Below are 26703 nucleotides of genomic sequence, written 5' to 3'. Positions count from 1 at the left end.
TTAATTTTATTATAATTTTTTTGCTTTTAATAAACATCTTCGACCTTCCACATATAGGAATTTTGAACATACGACAAGTATAGCTGAAATACCAAGAATTGTGAGAAAGTCAGGGATGGTTAGTGATTTTTTAGTTAAAATAGTTAATAAAGCAGTTAGAATAAAGTATGTTGTTGTTGTTAGTGATGAAATAAACCATATAGAACTTTCAATGTAAATTCCAAATTTCTTTACTGAAGCAGGTATTTTTTTTGACCACGGCTCAATATCTTCTGGTAGTTGAAGAGATTTCTGTAGAGTAGAAAATAAATTTTTTAAAAAAATTAAGATTGAATTTAAACAGGTTTTTATATATCTGCGATTGTTTAATTTTTTTGATATTAAATCATCAATTTTTATTGTGATATTTATAATCTGATAAATGCTGGTGAACCAAACTACAAGCCATATAGGTGAATAAATTGTAAATAGAATGTTTGGTATATTTTTTAATATTTCAATTTGCATATTTTATTTCCTTTGTTCATGGTTAGTATTATGGTGATTATATTTTTTTATCTTTTAAAGGTTTATTTTGTGATTCTAACTGTAAGCTAATTCTTATATTTTTTAATGAATTACTATTTTGGCGCAGGATGGTGGGATACCTATTAGGATTAATATAATAAATTAAAGTCTATATATCATTTTGAAGAATATGTGTGGATAGGCCGACAGATATTTTGCAGAACAAGGTTATTTTTGAGAAGAAAGATGAAATTCTGAGTAATAAAAAAACCGCTATAGATAGCGGTTTTTTTATTTAGCAGATGCTTAAACTTACCAGCTTAACGCACCACCAGTTTGGTAGTCAGTTACGCGAGTTTCGAAGAAGTTCTTCTCTTTACGTAAGTCCATCATCTCAGACATCCACGCAAATGGATTCGTTACACCAGCAAATTGCTCTGGTAAACCTAACTGAGATAAACGACGGTTACAGATGAATTTCAAGTATTCTTCCATCATGCTTGCGTTCATACCCAATACACCGCGTGGCATTGTGTCACGTGCATATTCGATTTCAAGCATCGTACCTTCAACAATCATTTGAACCACTTCTTGTTGGAACTCGGCAGTCCAAAGGTGAGGGTTCTCAATCTTGATTTGGTTAATCATGTCGATACCAAAGTTCAAGTGCATAGATTCATCACGTAAGATGTATTGGAATTGCTCAGCAACACCGTTCATCTTGTTACGACGACCCATACTCAAAATTTGAGTAAAGCCACAGTAGAAGAAGATCCCTTCAAGAACACAGTAGAATGCGATCAAGTTACGAAGTAAACGCTGATCGTTTTCAGGTGTGCCTGTGTGGAAATTAGGATCAGTTAAAGATTGAGTATATTTCAAGCCCCAAGCTGCTTTACGTGCAACAGATGGAACTTCACGGTACATGTTGAAGACTTCGCCTTCGTCCATACCCAAAGATTCGATACAGTATTGGTAAGCGTGAGTGTGAATCGCTTCTTCAAACGCTTGACGCAAGATGTACTGACGGCATTCAGGGTTAGTAATGTGACGGTAAATCGCCAATACCAAGTTGTTTGCAACCAAAGAGTCTGCGGTCGAGAAGAAACCTAAAGAACGCATAACAATAGTACGCTCATCTTCAGTTAAGCCATTTTCAGACTTCCAAAGCGCGATGTCATGGTTCATGTTAACTTCTTGAGGCATCCAGTGGTTTGCACACCCGTCAAGATATTTCTGCCAAGCCCATTCATATTTGAATGGTACAAGTTGGTTCAAGTCCGCACGACAGTTAATCATGGCTTTGTCGTCAACTTGAACACGTTGAGCACCCATTTCTAGCTCTTCAAGGCCAGGGGCAACGTCTAAATGTTCTAGGGCTTGAGCGGCTCTAGCCACTGTATCGGAGGCAACTGTTGGTCGCACGGAATGGGTTCCAGCGGATTGTGGAGCTGCCACGCTCGGCGATGATGGCTGCGCAGTAGATACATTCTGCGAATCTGACGCTTTTTCCGATTGGACGGGCGCAGACTTGTGTTCAGGTGTAGTCGGTTTTTGCGAATCATCTTCAAAATCGTCCCAACTAAGGATAGACATTTTTGTTCTCTCTTCGTTGTATATATCTATATTTGACATCTCTTAAACGAAGATGTCCCTACTATACGCTTTTAATGTGTAAACAAAATTAAGTTTTATTGATGCATGACCAAATTTTGGGCCTTTGGTCTCTACTCACTACAACTTATTTTGTTTACGCTGCTGCTTACGTATTGTGATAAATGCGTAAACCATCGGCATATAAAAGAAAATAAAGGCAAAGATTAAAACTCCAACACCAAGCATATAGTTATGGCTGAGATGAGAAAGCATAATCTTTACCTCTTTTAAGATTGCTCTTTAGTGAAAAGAGCAATCTTATTAAATGTTATTGGCAAGCTTCACAATCAGGGTTATCGATTGAACAAGCCATTGGTACAGGAGCTGCTTGAGTAAAGCCTTCTTCTTCAACCGCTGCTTCTGGTTTCTTCGCTTCTACAACAGGGGCAGCAACCGCCGCGGCTTCAACAGTCGCAGGTTTAACTGCGTTTAAAGCACCTGTGTTGATTGTAGATTTTTCAGCAGAAGTTGCACCTAAAGCTCGGAGGTAATAAGTCGTCTTAAGACCACGTAACCATGCCATCTTGTAAGTGATGTCAAGTTTCTTACCATTTGCACCAGAGATGTAAAGGTTAAGCGACTGAGCTTGATCAATCCATTTTTGACGACGTGATGCAGCATCAACGATCCAACGTGTATCCACTTCAAACGCAGTAGCAAAGATTGCTTTTAATTCTTCAGGAATACGAGCAATTTTTTGTACTGAACCTTCAAAGTGTTTAAGGTCATTCACCATTACTGTGTCCCAAAGACCGCGTTCTTTTAATGCACGAACAAGGTATGGGTTAATAACAGTGAACTCACCAGACAAGTTAGATTTCACATATAAGTTTTGGAATGTTGGCTCAATAGACTGAGAAACACCACAAATGTTAGAGATAGTTGCAGTTGGAGCAATCGCCATCACGTTTGAGTTACGCATACCGTCTTTTTGAACTTTGGCACGTAAAGTGTCCCAGTCTAAACGTTGAGTACGGTCAACTTCGAACATGCGCTCTGGACGAGACTTCGCAACAATTTCTAAAGAGTCGATTGGAAGGATACCTTGATCCCACAATGAACCTTTGAATGTTGAGTAAGCACCACGTTCAACAGCCAAGTTGCTTGAAGTTTCAATCGCGTAGTAGCTAATTACTTCCATTGATTCATCAGCAAAATCAACAGCAGCGTCTGAACCGTAAGCAATACCCATTTCATATAGAGCATCTTGGAAGCCCATGATACCCATACCCACAGGGCGGTGTTTCAAGTTCGAGTTTTTCGCTTGTGGTACAGCGTAGTAGTTAATGTCGATCACGTTATCGAGCATACGTACAGCTGTTTTAATTGTGCGAGCTAATTTCTCACGGTCTAACACACCACCTTGAACGTGTTGTACAAGGTTGATCGAACCTAAGTTACATACTGCAATTTCGTCTTGATTTGTGTTCAAGGTAATTTCAGTACATAAGTTAGATGAGTGAACTACACCAACGTGTTGTTGTGGTGAACGTAAGTTACATACATCTTTGAATGTGATCCACGGGTGGCCAGTTTCAAACAACATAGAAAGCATTTTGCGCCATAAGTCTTTAGCACGTACTTTCTTGTGTAGCATGTTAGTTTCTTTCGCTACAGACTCATAGTAAGCATAACGCTCAGCAAATTCAGCACCAGTTAAGTCGTGCAAGTCTGGAGTTTCAGAAGGGGTAAATAATGTCCATTCACCATCTTCAAATACACGTTGCATAAACAAGTCTGGAACCCAGTTCGCAGTGTTCATGTCGTGAGTACGGCGACGGTCATCACCTGTGTTTTTACGAAGCTCTAAGAACTCTTCGATATCTAAGTGCCAAGTTTCTAGGTATGCACACACAGCACCTTTACGCTTACCACCTTGGTTTACTGCAACAGCTGTATCGTTCGCAACTTTCAAGAATGGAACAACACCCTGAGACTTACCGTTAGTACCTTTAATATAAGAGTTCAAGGCACGTACAGGTGTCCAGTCATTACCTAAACCACCAGCCCATTTAGAAAGCATTGCGTTGTCACGCATCGCGCCATAAATGTCATAAAGGTCATCGCCAATTGTTGTTAAATAACAACTTGAAAGCTGTGGACGTAATGTACCTGAGTTAAACAGGGTAGGCGTAGAAGCCATGTAGTCGAAGCTAGACAATAAGTTATAGAACTCAATTGCACGCTCTTCTTTATCTTGCTCATTGAGTGCAAGACCCATCGACACACGCATGAAGAATAATTGTGGTAATTCGAAGCGAACGCCGTTTGAGTGAATGAAGTAACGGTCAAATAAAGTCTGTAAACCTAAGTAGGTGAACTGATTAGAACGTTCTGGCTGAATTGCTGCTGATAATTTTTCTAAGTCGAAGTCAAGCAAGTCAGGTGAAAGCAAATCAAGCTCAACACCTTTTTTCAAGAATGCTTCAAGTGCATTGTTTTCTGGTGTATCTGTTGATAAGCCTAAGAACGTTAAACCAGTGCTCACTAATTCGTTACAAAGCAAACGTGCAGTCACGTAAGTGTAGTTAGGTTCTTGTTCAATACGGGTACGTGTTGCCATCATCATTGTTGTGGCAATATCACTTTCTTTTACGCCGTTATATAAGTTTTTAACGGTTTCATCGACAATGGCTTGAACGTCAATACCTTCCAAACCTTCAGCTGCCTTAGAAACAGTTGCTTGCAATGCACTTAAATCAAGTGGCTGAAGCTGACCGTTTTTGTCGGTAACTTGTAAAGTAGGGTGGTGGTTTGAGTTCGTTTGCTGACGAGCGCTAGCACGTTGTTCACGGTAAATCACATAAGCGCGGGCAACCTTTTGTTCCCCAGTACGCATTAAAGCAAGTTCTACTTGATCTTGAATTTCTTCAATATGGATCGTACCGCCCGATGGTAAACGGCGAGTAAAAGTATTTAAGACCATTTCCGTCAACTGGGTAATACGGTCGTGAATACGGCTAGAATCCGAACTCTGTTGACCTTCCACAGCAAGAAAAGCTTTACCAATCGCAACTGAAATTTTCTCTGCATCAAATGCAGCAACATCTCCAGTGCGCTTAATCACCTGAATTTGACCGGGAGTCGAAGTAATTACGCTCATGCCAGCATAGCTCCATTGTCACTTTTGTTATGTTCATAGACCGTTTGAACCGAGCAAAAAACATGCCACGATATTTGAGGGATAAACACAAGACTTAGTAGTTAAAGTTTATTTTCAACACAAGATACGGGATTTTTCATAGCAGATCAATCTTGACTTTTTAGTAATTTTTTATCTGTATGATTTGATGGGAGATAGCATAGCAAAGCTGTTAAAAAACACTTATAGATAACTTTGTGGATAACTCAAAAAAACAAACACTTAAATAAATTTAAACTAAACAGAGAAATAATTTGTTTAATATTCATACATTGGAAATATGAATAGAATATGAAATTTAATAACAATAAATAAATCTTAAAAACACGTGAAAATTCAAAGGCTAATAAAATGCAACAAAATACGATGGTCATGTATCAGTTTGGTGAACGCCTACTTGTTTACAATGTAAACGTGTGTATATTGCAAATGATAAACGAATGTATCTGCAAGATTTTTAAGATGCATGAAACGAGATTTATAGGGGCAATGATATGAGCCAAGAAGAAAAGTTACCAAAGATTCTGATCGTTGAAGATGACGAGCGCTTAGCGCGATTAACTCAAGAATATTTAATTCGCAACGGCTTGGAAGTTGGTGTAGAAACTGATGGTAACCGTGCAATTCGTCGTATTATTAGTGAACAACCAGATCTAGTAGTTTTGGATGTCATGTTGCCGGGTGCCGATGGCTTAACAGTTTGCCGTGAAGTTCGTCCACATTACCATCAACCGATTCTGATGTTGACTGCACGTACAGAAGACATGGATCAGGTACTTGGTTTGGAAATGGGCGCAGATGACTATGTTGCTAAACCGGTTCAACCACGTGTTCTTTTAGCGCGTATCCGTGCACTATTACGTCGCACAGATAAAACTGTAGAAGATGAAGTTGCTCAACGTATCGAGTTCGATGACCTTGTAATTGATAATGGCGGTCGTTCTGTAACGCTAAATGGTGAACTTGTTGACTTCACTAGCGCAGAATATGACCTATTATGGTTGCTTGCATCAAATGCTGGTCGTATCTTATCGCGTGAAGATATCTTCGAACGTTTACGTGGTATCGAATACGATGGTCAGGACCGTTCAATCGACGTCCGTATTTCACGTATTCGTCCAAAAATTGGTGATGATCCTGAAAATCCAAAGCGTATTAAAACAGTACGTAGTAAAGGTTACTTGTTCGTTAAAGAAACCAATGGGTTATAAGATCTGAATAAACTTCCTATAAGGTTGGTCGAGTGTTTAAACACAGTATATTCCTGCGAATATATGCGGGACTGGTAATTCTTGTTGTTTTGGTTGCTGTCTTTGGTTATTTGCTTGTACAAATTATCAATTATCAACGGGCACAAGAATACCGAGAATCTTTAACTGATGGTATCTCTTATGTCATTAGTGAGGGAGTCGCTCGACAACCGGGGAAACAACAGAAAATAGACTGGGTTTCAGATGCGTCAGATTTATTGGAACTTCCAATTTATTATACTGATGCAAGTAAGGTTGAGTTATCTCGTACCGAGAAAAAACGAATCGAAGCTCAAAAATCTGTTGTCCGTTACGATGCCAGTAATAGTATTGCGTATATCATTATTGGCTTACGTGATGATCCTCAGCACTTTTTATCTATAAAAGTCGACAAAATTACGGAGCGCCAAATGAAGGCTCTCCCTATTTTTGTACTGGATTATCTAATGTTTTATCCGGGGCAAGAACAAGAATATCTTGCCAAGATTCAAAAGCATTTCTCTTACCCAATTAATATCTACAATATTCAAGACGTTAATCTGGACTCTGAACAAATTGGTCGTTTACGCCAAGACCAAAGCGTCATGTTGTACAAAGACAGTGCGACAGTACGCGGTACAACCATTTCAATCGTCTCTCCAATTCCGAATCAGCCTACACGGGTTCTCGTGCTTGGACCAGTTCCGATGTTTAACTGGATGCCTTTGCAACTTTCAGCAGGGATTACTTTATTTAGCTTATTTTTGCTGAGTCTAGGTGTCTATGGGTTGATCTTGCCGCTAGAGCGTAAAATTCGCCAAGTACGTTATGCATTAAACCGTATGAAGTCTGGTGATTTGTCATTGCGTGTTCCTATTGAGGGAAGTGACGAAATGGCAAACTTGGCATCAAGTTATAACAACATGTCTGACCATATTCAGCGTTTAATCGAGGCTCAACGTGAGTTAATGAGAGCTGTATCTCATGAGCTTAGAACGCCTGTGGCTCGTATTCGCTTTGGTACAGAAATGTTGGCTGAAGAAGATGATTACAACCATCGTATGCATCAGGTCGATATGATTGATAAAGATATTGAAGCACTCAATACTTTAATTGATGAAATCATGACTTATGCAAAACTAGAGCAGGGTACGCCTTCACTAGATTTCGATGAAATTACTTTATTTGATGTGTTGGATCAGGTTGCTGTAGAAACTGAAGCTTTAAAAACGCAAAAAGAAATTGAACTGGTTGCTCCTCCACTTTATGTAAAAGTAGATGCAGAGCGTCGTTATTTACATCGTGTTGTTCAAAACTTAGTAGGTAACGCGGTTCGTTATTGCGATAATAAAGTTCGAATTACCGGTGGCATTCACAGCGATGGTATGGCCTTTGTGTGTGTTGAAGATGATGGTGCTGGTATTCCTGAACAAGACCGTCAAAGAGTATTTGAAGCTTTTGCCCGTCTAGACGATAGCCGTACACGTGCGTCGGGTGGTTATGGTTTAGGATTGTCTATCGTAAGCCGTATTGCCTATTGGTTTGGTGGTGAAATTAAAGTGGATGAAAGCCCAACCTTGGGTGGCGCTCGTTTTATTATGACATGGCCAGCAAAACGCTTTAAACAGCCTCCTTTAAAAGCCAATAAAAAAGCACCTTCATAAGGTGCTTTTTTATTGATCTATTTATAGTTGAGTCGCATCTGGTTCCAAAATAGGTTTTCCGCTTCTTAAGCTGGTTAACGCATCGGAATTAAAATCGATCAGTAACGAATTGTTTTTTGCATCAATCTGATATTTTTGAATAAGAGGTTGATCTCCATTAAGTGTTTCTATTTTATATTCATCTGCAATATGCAAAATACCTTCTAGGTTTGTTGTCGTTGACGCAAAATCCTGTCTAAATATTTCATAGACATCCCGCAAGTCAAAAATTGCATTGTTGGCATCTGGATGTTTGTGAATATAGCTTTCTATATGTCGCACCAGTAATTGTGCAAACAAGTAGTAGTTTGGTTTATGCGTATATTCTAGAGTCATGCATTTTTCTCCTTATTATCTGTTATTAGCATACATGGCAAAACACAGGTTATTGTATAAAATTCATTACACTAGATGATGAAATGAAAAAATTATAAAGAGATAAACACTCGATTACGTCCTTGGCGTTTTGCTTGATATAAAGCGTCATCTGCTTCTTTAAATAAACTTTCAATCGCTCGATGGGACGATGGGGAATATAAGCTTATCCCAATACTCACCTGTATAAAAATTGGTAATTTCCCATAAATATAAATCGGTTGCTGACTAATTTTAATTCGAATCTGTTCAGCCAGTTCAAATGCACTTTCCTTGGTGGTATCTGCAATAAAAATGGCAAACTCTTCACCTCCAAAGCGACCTAATAAATCATGAGGATGTAAAATATTTTGAATCGTGGTGACACAAGTTTGTAGCGCCCGATCACCGATTTGATGACCATAGTTGTCGTTAACTTGCTTAAAGTGGTCGACATCAAGCATGAAAAAAGCTGAGGTCTTATTTTCTTTTTGTACTTTTTCTTGAAGTAATCTGACCGACTGTAAAAACTGGCGTCGAGTCAGACTTGATGTCAGTTCATCATGTGCAATGGCGTGTTGAAGTTTTTGAATTAACTCTGAATGCAAAACACTAATACTAGAAACCGTAAGTGGGGCAATCGTCATCATAATTAACCCAATTCGGATTGAGATCGTATTACTGAAATATTCGTTTGGATAGAGCAAAAGGTAATGTCCAGAGACATGATAAATAATATAAGCACTGGTAAAGCTAGTAATGAGTGCAACAACAATAGGTTTATAGCGAATAGCACACCAGATCAGTGCAGCAATCGGGTAGAGGAGTGAACCCGGGCCAGAGTCATAATAGCTAGCAGCAATCGAAATAAGCACAGCGCCAAAAGGTAAAAGGTCGGTTGGTTGTAGGCCACGATTTCTTGAAAAGTAATGCTTAACCTGACTATATTGAGGAATGTTCAATATGATAGGTAAAAGAAGCAAGGCATTTTGCAGTTCTGAAGTGAACCAGTAACCAAACTCATCCAACAAGCCACCAATCATAAATTTGGTATTAAACATAGGCACGAAAGTTGCTGCAAACAATGCACCTACTACGCTACCTATTCCGCATAATCCAAATAAAAAAAGGTAGGAATAACCGCGATAGGCCGCCTTAATATGTTGATTAAAAAACATATAGAGCGCAAACGTAGTAACAACATAAAGAAAGTTTGATGTTGTTAAAACAAGTGTGAGAGCAAATGGAGTGCCCTGAAATAAGTCGGCAATCACATATCCTATATAGGCACCTAAAAATGCGCTTGGTCGGCGTGTGATTGGGAAACGAATAAGCAACCCGAGCAAAACCGAATTGGCAGGCCAAAAGAATGCAAGAAAACTTAAAGGGCGAGATGCGATGCCAATGAAACAACATGTCGCAATAATGAAGCTAAATAGGAGCAAAAATTTTAAAAAGGAGAGAAATGAAAATTCACGAAGTGAGTATGGCATCAGCTGCCCTTAATGATAAATACTCTTATCCAAGAGTAATAAAATATTATGCATGATTAAACATTCATCATAATTCAGAGGAGAAGCTGAATACAATAAAAAACAAACTAATATTATAAAAAAGTAAGTTATAAAAAGTTAATAAGCGCTTCAATTGTGTAAATATTCTAAAATTAAAAAATGAAAAAAATCATCATAAATAAAGAAACAATTAAATAAACCGATTATGTGCGGTGAAACCCCCCTTACAACACATAGATGAATAGTTTTGTCTAGAAAATCATCCGAAAGACTAAGACGCTTCAACTAGCATGGGAAATTAGAAATCAGGTACAATTGGCGGGATTAATTTTGTGTTTGGTGTATTTGAAGGCCAATACATACATTCTTTGTTAAATAATAGGCCTGCCAGGAGTTATCCCCGCATGAGTGCCATTACTCCATACGACTGGGCGATTATCGCCTTCGTGATCGGCGTTACATTTCTTTGCGTCTTTATGCTCACAGTTCCCTTACTCCTCGGGGGAAAATCGTGGGGACGTGCTAAGCAAGAGCAGTTTGAATCAGGTGTCGTGAGTGCTGGTGGCGCTCGCATTCGCCTGTCTGCAAAGTTCTATTTAGTTGCAATTTTCTTTGTTGTCTTCGACTTAGAGGCACTTTACCTCTATGCATGGTCTACTTCTGTGCGTGAAGTAGGGTGGTTGGGATATACCACTGTAGTGATCTTTGTCGTTGATTTATTGATTGCGCTTGTTTATGCCTTCTCTGTAGGTGCTTTAAGTTGGTCACCAGCAGATCGCCGTAAATCAGCAGGTGAAGCGGTTAAAATCGGTTCACCAACAATGAACATTGCTGAAATTACACGCTTTAATTCTATTGAAGAGCTCGTAACTGACCCTACAGGCCAGATTCCAGCTCAATCATCAGGTCGTGTTAAGTCAAAAACTACACCTGCATTGTCATCTGAAAAGGAGTAAGTCGGGATGAAATATACTCTGACCCGCGCGAATCCGGATGCTGATCAATACCCATTGCAAGAACGTCAAATTGTGACGGATCCGCTTGAAGAGGAAGTGAATAAAAACGTATTCATGACTCGTTTAGAGGATGTCTTGCATACAGCAGTAAACTGGGGACGTAAAAACTCTTTGTGGCCATTTAACTTTGGTACCTCATGTTGTTACGTCGAATATGCAACGACCTTAACAGGTGTGCATGACTTGTCACGTTTCGGTGCAGAGGTTATCCGTGCTTCACCTCGTCAGGCTGACTTGATGATTGTTGCAGGTACCTGTTTCGTAAAAATGGCACCAGTTATTCAGCGTCTGTATGAACAGATGTTAGAGCCTAAATGGGTCATTTCGATGGGTGCTTGTGCAAACTCTGGAGGTATGTACGACATCTATTCAGTAGTACAAGGTGTAGACAAAATTATTCCTGTTGACGTGTACGTCCCAGGTTGTCCGCCTCGTCCTGAAGCATTAATTCAAGCTTTAATGCTTTTACAAGACCAGATTCAATTAGAGCGACGCCCGCTTTCTGCCGTGATCGGTGATGATCTTCAGCCAGTATATAAGCCAAAGATGATGCCAGAACGTGACCGTAAGAATGCAGAGCGTATTGCCGTTAAAAACTTACGCTCTATGGATGAGATTAAATAATTTTTTGACGGTGTTTTGACATATCTAACTGATATGTTCATCGAGAAAATTGACAGAATTTGTATTAAATAGGAAGCCAAGCCAATGGCTGAAACTGACATTGCTATGCCAGAGTCAACAGCAGTTGATTCACGCCCAGCATTTGCAATCGTAGAAGAGCTCAAAACCAAATTTGGTGAGAACTTTTACGTGCAGGCGACTTTTGAAGAGTTTCCAACAGTCTGGGTCGAGCGCGCACGCGTGCAAGAAGTCCTTATGTTCCTGCGTAAAGTGGAACGTCCGTATGTAATGCTGTTTGACTTATCTGCGATGGATGAACGTTTACGTGTTCATCGTGATGGTTTACCAGCATCTGACTTCACTGTGTTCTATCATTTATTATCGCTTGAGCGTAATAGTGACATTCGTATCAAGGTTGCCTTGAACGAAAATGATCTAAACATTCCGACAGCGACAAATATCTGGCCAAATGCCAACTGGTATGAACGTGAAGCTTACGATATGTTCGGTATCAATTTCGAAGGGCATCCAATGCTCCGTCGTATTTTGTTGCCAACCTATTGGGAAGGTCATCCGCTTCGTAAAGAATATTCAGCACGTGCGACAGAATATACGCCGTACATGCAAGACAAAGCGAAACAAGACTTTGAACAAGAGCACTTACGTTTTGTACCTGAAGACTGGGGTCTTAAGCGTGGTAACGCTGATGAAGACTTCATGTTCTTGAACTTGGGTCCTAACCATCCATCTGCACATGGTGCGTTCCGTGTTGTATTGCAGTTAGATGGCGAAGAAGTGAAGGACTGTGTACCTGATATCGGTTATCACCACCGTGGTGTGGAAAAGATGGCTGAACGTCAAACATGGCATTCTTTCATTCCTTATACTGACCGTGTTGACTACTTAGGTGGTTGTGCTCAAAACATGCCGTATGTGATGGCTGTAGAGCAAATGGCAGGTATTAAAGTTCCTGAGCGTGCGCAAGTGATTCGTGTCATGTTGAACGAATTGTTCCGTATTAATAACCACTTGTTATTCTGTGGTACGGCAATTCAGGATGCCGGTGGTATGACACCAGTATTCTATATGTTCGCAGACCGTCAAAAAGTTTACGACATTGTCGAAGCAATCACGGGTTACCGTATGCATCCAGCATGGTTCCGTATTGGCGGTACAGCACACGATCTTCCAAACAACTGGCAAAAGCTTGTTAAAGAATTGCTAGAGTGGATGCCTAAACGCTTAAACGAATATTACACAGCGGCTTTGAAAAACTCTGTGTTTATTGGTCGTACGCGTAATGTTGCACAATACGATGCCAAATCTGCACTCGCATGGGGTGTAACTGGTACTGGTTTACGCGCAACAGGTATCGATTTTGACGTACGTAAATATCGTCCATACAGCGGCTATGAAAACTTCGATTTTGATGTGCCGGTTGAGTATGAAGGCGATGCATACGCACGTGTGCTTGTTCACTTCCGTGAAATTACCGAGTCGCTAAAAATTATTCAACAGTGCTTGGATAACATGCCTTCTGGTCCATACAAGGCGGATCATCCATTGGCTGTTCCACCACCGAAAGATAAGACATTACAAGATATTGAAACCTTGATTACGCACTTCTTGAGCGTTTCATGGGGTCCTGTCATGCCAGCGGGCGAGTCATCATTTATGACTGAAGTGGTTAAAGGCGCAAGTACTTACTACTTGACTTCAGATAAAGCGACCATGAGTTATCGTACTCGTATTCGTACACCGACGTTTACTCACTTACAGCAAATGCCTTCAGTGATTAACGGAAGTTTAGTATCTGACTTAATCATTTATCTGGCGACCATTGACGTGGTTATGGCTGACGTGGATCGCTAAGAGGTAACACATAATGATGATTTTGACTGATAAAAAACCACGTGTGAATGTCGAAGGGATTTTGACTGCGGAAGAAATTCACGAAATCGAACATCACATTGGTCACTATCCATACCCTCGTGCAGCCTCTTTGGATGCATTGAAGTGTGTACAGCGCCGTAATGGTTGGGTAGATGACGCTCAAATGAATGCCATCGCACAGTTGTTGTCGATGAGTGTTGCTGATTTGGAAGGTGTTGCAACATTTTACAACCGTATCTATCGCCATCCGGTAGGTCGTCACGTAATTTTGCTTTGCGACTCAATTGCTTGCTTCTTAATGGGTGCAGAAACACTTGCTGAAGCATTCCAGCGTGAATTAGGAATTCAGTATGGTCAAACGACACCAGATGGTCGTTTTACACTGCTTCCAATTTGCTGCCTAGGCAACTGCGACAAAGGCCCAACTTTAATGATTGATGAAGATACTCACGGTTTAGTCGAAGTGACATCAATTAAACAGTTATTGGAGAAGTATGTATGAATACTGAACCAAAACCAATTTATGGCGACGGTAATCCAGAAACTCATCCGCTTACTTGGCGTTTAAGTAAACAAGAAGCGGTACGTAGTGCTGATGATTACGAAGCACTTGAAGGTTATGCTGGCTTTAAAAAAGCACTGGGCATGAAACCTGCTGAAGTGTTAGACGTCATTAAAGCTGCAACTGTAAAAGGTCGTGGTGGTGCGGGTTTCCCAGCAGGTATTAAATGGTCATTGATGGCACCAAATGATGGTGGTCCACGTTATTTGATCTGTAATGCCGACGAAATGGAACCAGGTACCTTTAAAGACCGTTTGTTGATGGAAAAACTTCCACATCAATTGATCGAAGGGATGTTAATTGCGGGTTATACCTTAGAAGCAACTCAAGGTTATATCTTTATCCGTGGTGAATACATCGAAGCTGCTCAATATCTAAATGAAGCGTTAGAACAGATTCGTGCTAAAGGTTATTTAGGCGAAAATATCTTAGGTTCTGGCTGGAATTTTGATCTGCATGTACATACGGGTGCAGGGCGTTATATCTGTGGTGAAGAAACTGCATTGATTAACTCGCTTGAAGGCCGTCGTGCTAACCCACGTACTAAGCCACCGTTCCCGCAAGTTGCAGGAGCATGGGGCCGTCCGACGATTGTGAACAACGTTGAAACTTATAACAACTTGCCAGCAATCATGCTTCGTGGACCAGAGTGGTATATCGGTTTATCAGCTGGTAAATCAAAAGATCCAGGCACTAAAATTTATGGTGCATCGGGTAAAGTTAAATTCCCGGGTCTTTGGGAATTGCCATTTGGTACAACTGCGCGTGAAGTGATTGAAGATCATGCCGGTGGTATGCGTGAGGGCTTAAAGCTCAAAGCATGGTTACCAGGTGGTGCTTCAACTGACTTTTTACCAGCAGATACCATTGATTTACCAATGGATGCAGACACGATTATGAAAGCAGGTTCTCGTTTGGGAACATGTTTGTTAATGGTGGTAGATGAAACTCAATGTATGGTATCGCTCACTCGTAACTTAGAAGAGTTCTTTGCGCGTGAATCATGTGGTTTCTGTACACCATGTCGTGATGGTTTGCCATGGGCTGTTAAAGCGCTTAAAGCACTTGAATCAGGCGAAGGTAAGAAAGAAGATATCGACCATTTACAAGAACTAACTCGTAAATTATGGATCGGTAAAACTTTCTGTGCCCACGCACCAGGTGCGATGGAGCCGCTTATGGGCGCACTCAAACATTTCCGTGGTGAGTTTGAAGCGAAAGTGACGAATCGTCCTGTCGTGCAAACCAGCAACGTAGAACAAGCTTAAGGAATTCGACTATGGCTACAATTCATGTCGATGGAAAATCGTATGAAGTCAACGGCTCGGAAAACTTGCTACAAGCATGTTTGAGTCTGGGCATCGACATCCCATATTTTTGTTGGCATCCATCCTTAGGTTCGGTTGGTTCTTGCCGTCAATGTGCTGTTACGCAATATGCGAATCCAGAAGATACGCGTGGTCGTTTAGTCATGTCTTGCATGACACCAGCATCTGACAATACCTATATCTCAATTGAAGACAAAGAAGCAACGGATTTCCGTGCATCTATTGTTGAATTTTTGATGACCAACCACCCACACGACTGTCCAGTTTGTGAAGAGGGTGGTCACTGTCATTTACAAGATATGACTGTAATGACAGGTCATGACCGTCGTCGCTATCGTTTTACAAAACGTACGCATTACAACCAAGAACTTGGCTCATTCATTGCGCATGAAATGAACCGCTGTATTGCTTGTTACCGTTGTGTTCGTTACTACAAAGACTATGCGGGCGGTACAGATTTTGGCGTATATGCCAATGCATCTCGTGTTTACTTTGGTCGTCCGGAATCAGGTACTTTAGAGTCTGAATTCTCTGGTAACTTGACTGAAGTATGTCCAACAGGTGTATTCACTGATAAGACTCATTCAGAGCGTTATAACCGTAAGTGGGATATGCAGTATGCACCAAGCGTGTGTCAAGGCTGCTCTTCTGGCTGTAACATTTCTCCGGGTGAACGTTATGGTGAAATCCGTCGCGTAGAAAACCGTTTTAATGGTTCGGTTAACCAGTACTTCCTTTGTGACAAAGGTCGTTTTGGCACAGGTTATGTAAACCGTGCAGACCGTCCACGTCAGCCTCAGTTCCGTAATGGTGAAACTGTTGCAACTGTTTCTGTCGACCAAGCTCTAGATCAAGCGATTGCTAAGCTTCAAGGCAAGAAAGTTTTGGGTATTGGTTCTCCTCGCGCAAGCTTGGAATCGAACTATGCATTACGTGAGCTTGTAGGTCAGGCAAATTATTCAACTGGTATTGCACAAAAAGAGCAAAAGCTTGTTGAACTTGCTGCATCTATTATGCAAACCGAGGGTATTTACAACCCGAATATGCGTGAAATTGAAAGCTACGATGCTGTTCTGATCTTAGGTGAAGACCTAACTCAAACTGCACCTCGCATGGCATTGTCTGTTCGCCAAGCCGCGAAAAACAAAGCACGCGAAATGGCTGCAAAAACACGTACACCTGACTGGTTAGCTGAGCCTGTACAACGTATTGGGCAAGAAGCAAAATCTCCGGTTTACATTTTAGCTGCAACACAAACTCGTCTTGCTGACGTTGCAACTGGTGAAGTGGTTGCTTCTCCAAATGACATTGCACGTTTAGGCTTTGCAGTTGCTGCGGCAGTGAATGGTGAAGTTGTAAATGGTTTAGATGAAGATGCAAAAGCATTTGCTCAAACCATTGCTGACACTCTAAAAGCAGCAAACAAACCATTAATTATTGCGGGTACAAGCTTACAAGATGCTTCTATTATGGAAGCTGCAGCACAGTTGACTCAGAACCTAGGTTCTAAAGCTGGTTTAAGTCTTGTAGTTCCTGAAGTGAACTCTATGGGCTTGGCATTGTTCGGTGGTTTAAGCCTTGAACAAGCATTTGCTCAAGACTACGACACACTTGTTATTGTTGAAAATGACTTGTTCCGTCGCTTACCAGCTGCACAAGTACAAGCTGCATTAGATAAAGCTGAAACAGTAATCGTGCTTGATCACAGTGAAACTGAAACTGTAAAACAGGCTGATATCGTTCTTTCAGCAGCAAGCTTTGCAGAGGGTGATGGTACTGTTGTAAGCCAAGAAGGTCGTGCACAGCGTTTCTATCAAGTTTACGATCCAAGCTACTACAAACCTGAATACGCAATTAAAGAATCATGGCGTTGGTTACATGCCATTGAAACTGGCATTAAAGGTAAGGCTGTAGATTGGACATTACTTGACGATGTAATTGAAAGCATCGTGAAAAATGTACCAGTACTCGAAGCTATCCAAGACGTTGCGCCTGATGCAGGTTACCGTGTACATGGCTTGAAAATCGCGCGTGAACCACGTCGTTATTCAGGTCGTACAGCAATGCGTGCGCCGTTATCGGTTCATGAACCTAAACAGCCTACTGATCCAGATTCAGCATTAACATTCTCAATGGAAGGTTATGTTGGTCCGCAAAAAGCATCATCTTTAGTACCGTTTGCATGGGCTCCGGGTTGGAACTCCCCGCAATCTTGGAACAAATACCAAGATGAAGTCGGTGGTCACTTAAAAGGTGGTGATTCTGGTGTTCGTTTATTCGATCGCTTGGCAAAACGTCCTGCACGTAGCTACGTTGCTCCAGTGCCAGTAGTTGCAAATCCTGAAAGTTTCCGCTTAGTTCCAATGCACCATATTTTTGGTTCTGGCGAATTCACCATTAAAACACCTGCAATGGAAACTCGTATTCCTGAAGCTGTGTTTGCAGTGGGCGAACAAGATGCAACTCGTTTGAACCTTCAAGAAGGTCAACGCATTACAGTAAAAGCAGGCGAAACAACTGTAAGCTTGCCTGTACAAGTAATTGAATATTTACCTACAGGTTATATTGGTTACCCAGTTGGTTTAGCACCAATGGTGTCACTAGCTGAGCCTGTTTCAGTGGCTTTAGGAGTGTAATTCATGAATCAAGAAATTATACGTCAAACGCCACTTTGGGCTGAGAACTGGCCGATTGCTTACGCTGTCGTTCAAGCAGTTGTAATTTTGCTTGTTGTTGTTTTAGTTGCAGCATTGATGTCTTTTATTGAGCGTCGTTTACTTGCTTGGTGGCAAGACCGTTATGGTCCAAACCGTGTTGGTCCTGGCGGTATGTTCCAGATCGTTGCCGACATGCTCAAGATCATGTTCAAAGAAGACTGGACCCCAAAATTTGCTGACAAACTTACATTCCGTTTAGCACCAGCTGTTGCAATGGCAACAGCGGTTCTTTCGTTCATGGTAATCCCGGTGAGTCCTTCACTGGGTGTTGCCGACATGAGTATCGGTTTGTTGTTCTTCATGGCGATGGCTGGTATTGCAGTCTATGCAGTATTGTTTGGTGGTTGGGCTTCAAATAACAAATACTCGTTGCTTGGTGGTTTACGTTCAGCTGCTCAAACCATTTCTTATGAAGTGTTCTTGGGTATTTCATTGATGGGTGTGGTTGCAATTGCAGGCTCATTTAACCTTCGTGAAATTGTTGAAGCACAACGTGATGTTTGGTTTGTCATTCCGCAATTCTTAGGTTTCTTGATCTTTGTGGTTGCTGGTGTTGCGGTAACTCACCGTCATCCATTTGACCAACCAGAAGCAGAACAAGAATTGGCAGAAGGTTACCATGTTGAATATGGCGGTATGAAATGGGGTATGTTCTTCGTTGCTGAATATGTCAACGTGGTACTGATCTCTGCATTGATCGTGACTTTATTCTTTGGTGGCTGGTTAGCGCCATTCAATTTAGAAATTCCATTTGTTCCACCAGTATTCTGGTTTGTGATTAAAACAGCATTCTTTGTAATGATGTTCGTATTGGCACGTGGTTCTTTAATGCGTCCACGTTATGACCAAGTCATGAACTTTGGTTGGAAAATTTGTTTGCCATTGGCGTTGGTCAACTTGTTAGTGACTGGTGCTGTGATTCTGATGAATCAGGCCTAGGACAGCAGGGAGTACAAAATGTATAAATTTCTAGCTGGATTCGGATCAATTGTACGTACGTTACTCATGGTGTTTAGCCATGCAACGCGTAAACGTGACACGATTTTATATCCAGAAGTTCCGGCTGAACAGATTGTGCCGCCACGCTTTCGTGGTCGTATTGTATTAACGCGTGACCCTGATGGGGAAGAGCGTTGCGTAGCATGTAACCTATGTGCAGTTGCATGTCCGGTTGGCTGTATCTCACTACAAAAAGCAGAAACAGAAGATGGTCGTTGGTACCCAGAGTTTTTCCGTATCAACTTCTCGCGTTGTATTTTCTGCGGTATGTGTGAAGAAGCTTGTCCAACAACTGCGATTCAGCTCACACCAGACTTCGAGTTAGGCGAATATGTACGTCAAGACCTTGTTTATGAGAAAGAAAACTTACTCATTTCAGGTCCAGGCAAATACCCAGATTACAACTTCTACCGTGTAACGGGTATGGCAATTAACGGTAAAGAGAAAGGTCAAGCACAAAAAGAAAGTGCACCAATCGATGTACGGAGTCTATTACCATGATGTGGCCGTTTTATTTGATGGCACTCGTGGCCATCGTTTCTACGGTTCGTGTAGTGACTAACACGAACCCTGTACACGCTCTACTTAGTCTAATTGTTTCATTGCTTGCTGTTGCAGGTATTTTCATGATCGTGGGGGCGCCTTTTGCAGGTGCTCTTGAAATCATCGTTTATGCCGGAGCAATTATGGTTCTGTTTGTCTTCGTGGTGATGATGCTTAACTTAGGTCAACACACCGTTGAACAAGAACGTAAATGGCTTTCTTCAGATGCTTGGGCATATCCAGCACTCATGAGTTTCTTACTCGGCTTGCTTTTAGTTTGGATGCTTGGTGGTGAATACACCACTATTTCAGCACCGCTTGGGGCACAAGTGATTGGACCAAAAGTAGTTGGTCAAGCACTCTTTACTCACTATTTATTATTGGTTGAAGTTGCCGCGATGTTATTGCTAGCAGCCCTTGTTGCAGCATACCACTTAGGTAAACGTGAACCAGGTGCAGAAGAGGAAAAAGAATAATGGGCCAGATTCCTTTAGAACATGGTTTGATTGTTGCAACCATCCTTTTTGCACTCGGTTTTTACGGTGTAATGGTGCGACGCAACCTATTATTTATGTTAATGAGCCTTGAAATCATGATGAATGCTGCAGCATTGGCATTTGTTCTTGCGGGTAGCGTATGGGCACAACCAGATGGGCAAGTGATGTTCATCTTGATTTTGACCCTTGCAGCAGCAGAGGCATGTATCGGTCTTGCGATTGTCCTTCAGTTCTATCATCGCTTCCATCATTTGGATGTGGATGCTGCTAGTGAGATGCGCGGATGAGTTATTTATATCTAACAGTATTATTTCCGCTAATCGGTTTTATTTTATTGGCGGCAGGACGAGACAAACTCTCTGAAAATGTTGCAGCAGTTATTGGTGTAGGTTCTGTCGGTTTATCTGCATTATTTGCACTCATTGCTGGCATGGCATTTACCACGAGTGGTCAGCAAGTTTTTGTTCAAAACTTGTGGACATGGTTCAATGTTGGCGGTTTTGCGCCGGGCATTAGCTTACATTTAGATGGTTTATCTTTACTCATGATGGGCATGATCACGGGTGTTGGTTTCTTAATCCACATCTTTGCATCATGGTACATGCGTGGTGAAGAGGGTTATGCGCGTTTCTTCTCGTATTTCAACCTGTTTGTTGCAAGCATGCTTGTGCTTGTATTGGGTGACAACTTGGCGTTGTTATTCTTAGGTTGGGAAGGTGTAGGTCTTTGCTCTTACTTGCTAATCGGTTTCTATTATGCAAACCCTGCAAATGGTTGGGCTGCGATCAAAGCGTTTACAGTGACCCGCGTTGGTGACGTATTCTTGCTTATTGCTTTATTCTTGCTTTACCAACAATTTGGTACGCTGAATACTCAGTACATCGTTGAACACGCAGCAGAAGTAATGACGAAGAGTTCGTCACTTACCATCTGGACTGCATTAATGTTGTTCTTGGGTGCTGCTGGTAAGTCTGCTCAAATTCCATTGCAAACATGGTTGGCAGATGCGATGGCAGGTCCAACACCTGTTTCTGCATTAATCCACGCAGCAACAATGGTAACGGCTGGTGTGTACTTATGCTGCCGTCTATTCAGCGTATTTGAACTTGCTCCTGAAGTGATGCAATTCATTTCGGTAACTGGCGCGGTAACTTTGTTAGTTGCAGGTTTTGCTGCACTCGTTCAAACAGATATCAAACGTATCTTGGCTTACTCAACAATGAGTCAGCTTGGCTATATGTTTATGGCTGTAGGTGCGGAAGCTTATCAAGCTGGCTTGTTCCACATGTTGGCTCACGCATTCTTTAAGGCATTATTATTCTTGTCTTCTGGTGCGGTTATTTTGGCTTATCACCACGAGCAAAATATTTTCAAAATGGGTGGTTTGTTCAAACGTAACAAATTCCTGTTTGCTTGTTTCGCGATTGGTGGCGGTGCATTAGCAGCGATTCCATTCTTGACTATTGGCTTCTTCTCTAAAGATGCGATTCTTGGTGAAGTTTGGGTACAAGGTCAATCAGTTGCTTTATATCACACCTTATATTGGGTGGGTGTAGCAGGTGCATTCCTGACTTCAATCTATACATTCCGTTTAATCTGGGTTGTATTCTTTGGTCAAGAAAACACGCCTTACCATGAAATTAAAGGTGCAACTTACTGGGCTCCACTGGGTATTCTAGCTGTATTGTCTACTTTTGTTGGTGCGGTATTAAAAGCACCAGTAGCAGGTATTCTGAATACTGCAAAAATTCCTGAATTCCATGTCGCTGAACAATTTGTGGAAGGCATGCATGGGGCAGAGCACTTAGCAGTAGGTATTGCACTAGTTGGTCTAGTTGTTGGTATAGCATTATTTACATTTGCTTATGGTGCAGTGAAATCATTCGCTCAAACAAGTTTGGGTTCAGGTTTGGCACATATTTGCCGTACCGCTTTTGGTTTTGATGCATTGTATGACATCGTTTTTGTTAAACCTTATTTATTCTTCGCCAAAATCTTTGGCCGTGATCCGATTGACGGTTTGTGGTTAGTTCTTCCTGCACTCGTGAAAGGCGGAAACAGTTTTACAAGCTCACGTCAAACAGGTTCATTGCGTGAATACGCATCAAGCATGTCACTCGGTGTAGTGGTGTTATTGATGATCTTGATCGTTATTCAGGTAGTGGGGAAATAAAATGGAAAACAATTTAATTTTACCCGCGCTGATCCTTGTTCCGTTCATTGCCGGTTTTATTTGTTGGTTAGTCGATAAGCTCGACAAAACTTTGCCACGCTGGATTGCCTTAATTGGTATGCTCATTACTTTGGGCCTAGGTCTTGCACTTTGGCAAAGTGGAACTTATAGCTACGAGTTGGGTTCTAAAATCCCAACTTGGTCTGCTGAGTTCTATTTACCGTGGATTCAATCACTCGGTATTGGCATTCACTTAGCTGTGGATGGTTTATCTTTACTCATGGTGTTATTAACAGCGTTACTTGGTGTACTTGCTGTTGGTTGTTCATGGGGCGAGATTCAAAAGAACGTTGGTTTCTTCCACTTAAACCTATTATGGAGTTTAGGTGGCGTTATCGGTGTATTCTTAGCGATTGACTTGTTCTTGTTCTTCTTCTTCTGGGAGATGATGCTTGTACCAATCTACTTCTTGATTGCGTTATGGGGTCATAAAGGTTCAAACGGTCGTTCACGTGTTTACGCTGCTACTAAGTTCTTCCTTTACACGCAGATTGCCGGTCTAGTGATGTTAATCGGTATCCTAGGTCTTGTAGTTTATGGCTACATGATGACAGGCATGATCGGTTTCGATTACAACTATTTATTAGCTGTAGCTAACCATTTACCTGCAGGCCTAGCGTATGGATTCATGATCTGTTTCTTCATCGGTTTTGCGGTGAAGTTACCAGTATTCCCATTACATGGTTGGTTGCCAGATGCGCATGCTCAAGCTCCTACAGCAGGTTCTGTAGACTTAGCAGGTATCTTGATTAAAACAGCTGCGTATGGCTTGCTTCGTTTTGTTATTCCATTCTTCCCGACAGCTTCTGCACAGTTTGCAGACATTGCGATTATTTTCGGTTTGATTGGTATTTTCTACGGCGCATGGTGTGCTTACCAGCAAACTGACATGAAACGTTTACTTGCGTATACGTCGATTTCACACATGGGCTTTATCTTACTTGCAATCTATGCAGGTAATATTTTGACCTTCCAAGGTCTAATGATCATGATGTTGGCACACGGTTTGTCATCAGCTGCATTGTTCATTATGTCTGGTCAAATCTACGAACGTTTACATACACGTGATTTACGTTTAATGGGTGGTCTTCGTGGCCAGCTTCAGTACTTGCCATTTTTCTTGATGTTCTTCGTTGCTGCTCTTGTAGGTGTACCAGGTTTAGGTAACTTTATTGGTGAATTCCTGATTTTGATGGGTTCATTTAATAAATATCCTGTCTTCACGATTCTTGCTTCTATCAGCCTTGTATTTGCAGGTTTATATGGCTTGATCTTGATTCACCGTGCTTTATTTGGTGAACCAAATCCTGAACAAAAGCAACATTACACTAGTCCATTGAAAGACTTATCTGCTCGTGAAGTTGGTATTTTGATGATTTGTGCGATTGGTCTCGTTTGGCTTGGTATCTACCCACAAACATTCTTGGATGTATCTCATTCAAGCATGCAGTGGTTGGTCAATAGTTATGTGCCAGTACAAGAAGTCGTTGAAACTGTTCAGCAAACAGCTACTCAACTTGACCATGTGGAGATCCAATAATCATGAACTTCACAGTATCATTCTCTACGCTTATGCCTTTAGCTCCGGTGATGATTGTTGCTTTGACAACAATCGTCGTCATGTTGTTAATTTCTATTAAGCGTAATCATAATTTAATCGCAACAGCTTCTGTTGTTGGTTTAAACCTTGCTGCACTTTATATTTTATTTGCAGTATTTGGCGGTAAGTTTGTACCGGCAAATGTGATGGGCATGTTTATGGTTGATCCATTTACCATGTTCTATCAATTTATGATTTTGATTGCGGCATTGGCATGTTGTACTTTGTCTCATGCTTACATCGAAACTTATAAAGACAACCGCGAAGAGTTATATCTTTTGTTACTTGCTTCAGTAGCAGGTGCAATGTTGATGGTTGCAAGCTCTCACTATGCATCGTTCTTCATTAGCCTTGAGTTAATGTCGATTCCTGTATATGGCTTACTTGCTTATACTTATCAACGTAGTAACTCACTTGAAGCGGGTATTAAATACCTTGTACTTTCAGCAACAGCTTCTGCAATGTTGTTGATGGGTATGGCATATATCTATGCATATACAGGTTCGCTTTCATTCTATGATTCTGTACAGGCATTATTTGAAGCAATCAAACAGCCAATGGTGTTATTAGGTTTAGCACTTATTATCTTTGCTGTTGCATTTAAATTATCGCTTGCGCCGTTCCATAAATGGACACCGGATGTATATGCAGGTGCACCAGCGCCAATGGCAACTTTCTTAGCGACTGCTGCTAAAGTTGCAACAATTGGTTTGTTCGTACGCTATATGCTTGCTTCAGGCGCAATGATGGTGAACTCGTTAGTAACTATTTTGACGATCATTGCTGTATTGTCGATTTTAGTTGGTAACTTACTCGCTGTTCGTCAAGTTAACTTAAAACGTATTCTTGGTTATTCATCTATTGCTCACTTTGGTTATTTGTTAATTGCTTTAATTAGCATGACTTATGCGAGCTTGGGTAGCGTAACTGTATATGTGGTGTCTTATGTATTAACAACTATTGGTGCCTTTGGTGCAGTAGCGTTAATGTCTAGCCCATATAACAACGTAGATGAAGCACAAAGCCTTGCAGACTACCGTGGTTTATTCTGGCGTCGTCCAGTACTTACAGCAACTTTAACAGTCATGATGTTGTCTTTGGCTGGTATTCCATTAACAGCAGGCTTCATTGGTAAGTTCTTGGTGGTAATGGCTGCTGTAACAACTCAACACTGGTTCTTAGCTGCAATGATTATTGTGGGTAGTGGTATCGGTTTGTACTATTACTTACGTGTGATGGTTGTAATGTACATGACACCACCGGAAACTCCTCGTATTGATGCAGATGCTCATTGGGGACAAAAAGTGGGTGGTTTAATGGTATTAGCTGCTGCTGCATTAGTTATTATTTTGGGTGTTTATCCAGATCCAATGATTAATTTGGCATTAAAAGCAGAAATTTTATCTCCATTACATTTCATGCTTTCACAACAGTAATTCTGGTGTACAAAAAAGCCTCCAAATCTGGAGGCTTTTTTTTATTGAGCGTTAAAAAAAGATTATAATAAATACGTTTTTATATTTTTAGGTAACATCTGTGGCCATTCAAGAAATTCGTCACCCACTTATTCGTCATAAATTAGGCTTGTTACGCCGTGCTGACATCAGTACTAAGAATTTCCGTGAGCTTGCTCAGGAAGTGACTATGTTGTTGACTTATGAAGCAACAAAAGATTTACCAGTTGTGGATTGTGAAATTGATGGATGGGCTGGAACTGTTACTACTCAGCGTATTGCTGGTAAAAAAATAACGATTGTCCCGATTTTACGTGCTGGAATTGGTATGTTAGATGGCGTACTTAATCTAATTCCAAGCGCAAAAGTGAGTGTTTTAGGTCTTGAGCGTAATGAAGAAACATTAGAAGTTCGCACGTATTACAAAAAATTAGTTCCAGATGTGGCTAATCGTCTTGCGATGATTATTGACCCAATGCTAGCAACTGGTAATTCGTTAGTTGCTGCTATTGATGTGTTAAAGGCAAGTGGTTGTAAAGATATCCGTGTTATGGTGTTGGTTGCTGCTCCTGAAGGTGTTGCTAAAGTTGAAGCAGCTCATCCGGATGTACAAATTTATACGGCATCTATTGATAATGGCTTAAATGAACAAGGTTATATTGTTCCTGGCTTGGGTGATGCTGGCGATAAAATTTTTGGTAGTGTACAAAAAGATTAATTTTTTGAAATAGCATTAAAAAGAGACTTCATTCAACCGTATAATTTTAAAAACGGGATCGTGAGTCTCTTTTTTATTTATTGCAATGACTGGATTGGAAAAGTAGGGGAAAGATCATGAAGCAAGAGTTTTATACTGGAAGGGTAAAACAATATAACGCTGATAAAGGGTTTGGTTTTATTGAGACCACTGAAGGAGATATTTTCTTTCATATTTCTGATTTCCCTGCGTCAGAGGGCGAACCGAAAAGAAATGAAAAAGTGAGATTTCTTGCTGCAGATAATCAGGGCAAATTTAAAGCGATCAAAATTGAGCGTGTTGACCCGAATCCTGCGAAAACCAAGAAAAATAAAATTGCGGATCACAATAAAGCGATCACAAGCGAATTGCTATCAAATTTTCGACGCTAATCAA

The 26703-nt window shown here is 41.0% G+C and carries 24 protein-coding genes; 18 read left to right on the top strand and 6 right to left on the bottom strand.

Features of this window, described 5'->3' with window-relative positions; all coding sequences use genetic code 11:
* Positions 1-9: 9 nt before the first annotated feature.
* The 4 genes from ACYU0V_RS14850 to ACYU0V_RS14835 all read right to left on the bottom strand — a co-directional run bounded on the left by ACYU0V_RS14850 (position 10) and on the right by ACYU0V_RS14835 (position 5266).
* Positions 10-507: a hypothetical protein gene (locus ACYU0V_RS14850; protein ID WP_461848059.1), complete on the bottom strand. Its 498-nt coding sequence runs from the start codon at positions 505-507 to the stop codon at positions 10-12.
* Positions 508-819: 312 nt separating this feature from the next.
* The gene (locus tag ACYU0V_RS14845) at positions 820-2103 is read right to left on the bottom strand and encodes a ribonucleotide-diphosphate reductase subunit beta (protein ID WP_005803276.1); all 1284 of its coding nucleotides are present in this window, start codon (positions 2101-2103) and stop codon (positions 820-822) included.
* A gap of 138 nt (positions 2104-2241) precedes the next feature.
* Positions 2242-2376, bottom strand: coding sequence for a hypothetical protein (locus tag ACYU0V_RS14840; RefSeq protein WP_002120013.1), 135 nt, complete (start codon positions 2374-2376; stop codon positions 2242-2244).
* Positions 2377-2431: 55 nt separating this feature from the next.
* Entirely contained in the window at positions 2432-5266 is a 2835-nt protein-coding gene (locus tag ACYU0V_RS14835; protein ID WP_002120003.1) for a ribonucleoside-diphosphate reductase subunit alpha, read from the bottom strand.
* A 354-nt stretch (positions 5267-5620) separates the two neighbouring features.
* On the opposite strand from ACYU0V_RS14835, the gene ACYU0V_RS14830 reads away from it, so the two are divergent.
* The 3 genes from ACYU0V_RS14830 to bfmS are packed head-to-tail and all read left to right on the top strand — an operon-like array spanning position 5621 to position 8198.
* The gene (locus ACYU0V_RS14830) at positions 5621-5803 is read left to right on the top strand and encodes a hypothetical protein (protein WP_031944149.1); all 183 of its coding nucleotides are present in this window, start codon (positions 5621-5623) and stop codon (positions 5801-5803) included.
* Positions 5800-6516, top strand: a complete 717-nt coding sequence (bfmR, locus tag ACYU0V_RS14825) for a response regulator transcription factor BfmR (RefSeq protein WP_000076440.1) — start codon at positions 5800-5802, stop codon at positions 6514-6516. Before ACYU0V_RS14830 ends, bfmR begins: the two co-directional genes overlap by 4 nt.
* Before the next feature lie 32 nt (positions 6517-6548).
* Complete coding sequence (bfmS, locus tag ACYU0V_RS14820; RefSeq protein ID WP_461848053.1) at positions 6549-8198, top strand: sensor histidine kinase BfmS; 1650 nt, start codon at positions 6549-6551, stop codon at positions 8196-8198.
* Positions 8199-8219: 21 nt separating this feature from the next.
* Here the strand turns inward: bfmS and ACYU0V_RS14815 are convergent, their stop codons facing one another.
* Positions 8220-8573 (bottom strand): hypothetical protein, encoded by a 354-nt coding sequence (locus ACYU0V_RS14815; protein ID WP_002120022.1) that lies wholly within the window; start codon positions 8571-8573, stop codon positions 8220-8222.
* 92 nt (positions 8574-8665) lie between these two features.
* The gene (locus ACYU0V_RS14810; RefSeq protein ID WP_461848051.1) at positions 8666-10084 is read right to left on the bottom strand and encodes a sensor domain-containing diguanylate cyclase; all 1419 of its coding nucleotides are present in this window, start codon (positions 10082-10084) and stop codon (positions 8666-8668) included.
* A gap of 425 nt (positions 10085-10509) precedes the next feature.
* On the opposite strand from ACYU0V_RS14810, the gene ndhC reads away from it, so the two are divergent.
* The 15 genes from ndhC to ACYU0V_RS14735 all read left to right on the top strand — a co-directional run bounded on the left by ndhC (position 10510) and on the right by ACYU0V_RS14735 (position 26699).
* Complete coding sequence (ndhC, locus tag ACYU0V_RS14805; protein WP_002120061.1) at positions 10510-11061, top strand: NADH-quinone oxidoreductase subunit A; 552 nt, start codon at positions 10510-10512, stop codon at positions 11059-11061.
* 6 nt (positions 11062-11067) lie between these two features.
* Positions 11068-11745 carry a NuoB/complex I 20 kDa subunit family protein gene (locus tag ACYU0V_RS14800; RefSeq protein WP_002120034.1) on the top strand — a complete coding sequence of 226 codons (678 nt, stop codon included), beginning with the start codon at positions 11068-11070 and terminating at the stop codon, positions 11743-11745.
* Between the two features lie 84 nt (positions 11746-11829).
* Positions 11830-13617, top strand: a complete 1788-nt coding sequence (gene nuoC / locus ACYU0V_RS14795; protein ID WP_002120052.1) for an NADH-quinone oxidoreductase subunit C/D — start codon at positions 11830-11832, stop codon at positions 13615-13617.
* Positions 13618-13630: 13 nt separating this feature from the next.
* Entirely contained in the window at positions 13631-14140 is a 510-nt protein-coding gene (nuoE, locus tag ACYU0V_RS14790; protein WP_002120040.1) for an NADH-quinone oxidoreductase subunit NuoE, read from the top strand.
* Entirely contained in the window at positions 14137-15468 is a 1332-nt protein-coding gene (gene nuoF / locus ACYU0V_RS14785; RefSeq protein ID WP_170248418.1) for an NADH-quinone oxidoreductase subunit NuoF, read from the top strand. The genes nuoE and nuoF overlap by 4 nt, the downstream gene beginning before the upstream one ends.
* 11 nt (positions 15469-15479) lie before the next feature.
* Positions 15480-18164, top strand: coding sequence for an NADH-quinone oxidoreductase subunit NuoG (nuoG, locus tag ACYU0V_RS14780; protein WP_461848046.1), 2685 nt, complete (start codon positions 15480-15482; stop codon positions 18162-18164).
* Positions 18165-18167: 3 nt separating this feature from the next.
* Entirely contained in the window at positions 18168-19184 is a 1017-nt protein-coding gene (nuoH, locus tag ACYU0V_RS14775; protein WP_004703499.1) for an NADH-quinone oxidoreductase subunit NuoH, read from the top strand.
* A gap of 18 nt (positions 19185-19202) precedes the next feature.
* Positions 19203-19745 carry an NADH-quinone oxidoreductase subunit NuoI gene (nuoI, locus tag ACYU0V_RS14770; protein ID WP_002120012.1) on the top strand — a complete coding sequence of 181 codons (543 nt, stop codon included), beginning with the start codon at positions 19203-19205 and terminating at the stop codon, positions 19743-19745.
* Positions 19745-20263: an NADH-quinone oxidoreductase subunit J gene (gene nuoJ / locus ACYU0V_RS14765; protein ID WP_014205902.1), complete on the top strand. Its 519-nt coding sequence runs from the start codon at positions 19745-19747 to the stop codon at positions 20261-20263. Before nuoI ends, nuoJ begins: the two co-directional genes overlap by 1 nt.
* Positions 20263-20571 carry an NADH-quinone oxidoreductase subunit NuoK gene (gene nuoK, locus ACYU0V_RS14760; RefSeq protein WP_000529822.1) on the top strand — a complete coding sequence of 103 codons (309 nt, stop codon included), beginning with the start codon at positions 20263-20265 and terminating at the stop codon, positions 20569-20571. Before nuoJ ends, nuoK begins: the two co-directional genes overlap by 1 nt.
* On the top strand, positions 20568-22457 hold the full coding sequence (gene nuoL, locus ACYU0V_RS14755; protein ID WP_002120008.1) for an NADH-quinone oxidoreductase subunit L: 1890 nt from the start codon (positions 20568-20570) through the stop codon (positions 22455-22457). The genes nuoK and nuoL overlap by 4 nt, the downstream gene beginning before the upstream one ends.
* A gap of 1 nt (position 22458) precedes the next feature.
* Positions 22459-24057, top strand: coding sequence for an NADH-quinone oxidoreductase subunit M (gene nuoM / locus ACYU0V_RS14750; protein WP_002120006.1), 1599 nt, complete (start codon positions 22459-22461; stop codon positions 24055-24057).
* Positions 24058-24059: 2 nt separating this feature from the next.
* On the top strand, positions 24060-25553 hold the full coding sequence (gene nuoN / locus ACYU0V_RS14745) for an NADH-quinone oxidoreductase subunit NuoN (RefSeq protein ID WP_002120035.1): 1494 nt from the start codon (positions 24060-24062) through the stop codon (positions 25551-25553).
* Positions 25554-25653: 100 nt separating this feature from the next.
* The gene (gene upp / locus ACYU0V_RS14740; RefSeq protein WP_002120045.1) at positions 25654-26289 is read left to right on the top strand and encodes a uracil phosphoribosyltransferase; all 636 of its coding nucleotides are present in this window, start codon (positions 25654-25656) and stop codon (positions 26287-26289) included.
* A gap of 116 nt (positions 26290-26405) precedes the next feature.
* Positions 26406-26699, top strand: coding sequence for a cold shock domain-containing protein (locus tag ACYU0V_RS14735; protein ID WP_016144454.1), 294 nt, complete (start codon positions 26406-26408; stop codon positions 26697-26699).
* Positions 26700-26703 lie beyond the last annotated feature (4 nt).

This window comes from Acinetobacter sp. X9, from assembly GCF_054889255.1.
The sequence above is the reverse complement of the archived record's forward strand: the minus strand, read 5'-3'. Positions and strand labels throughout refer to the sequence as shown.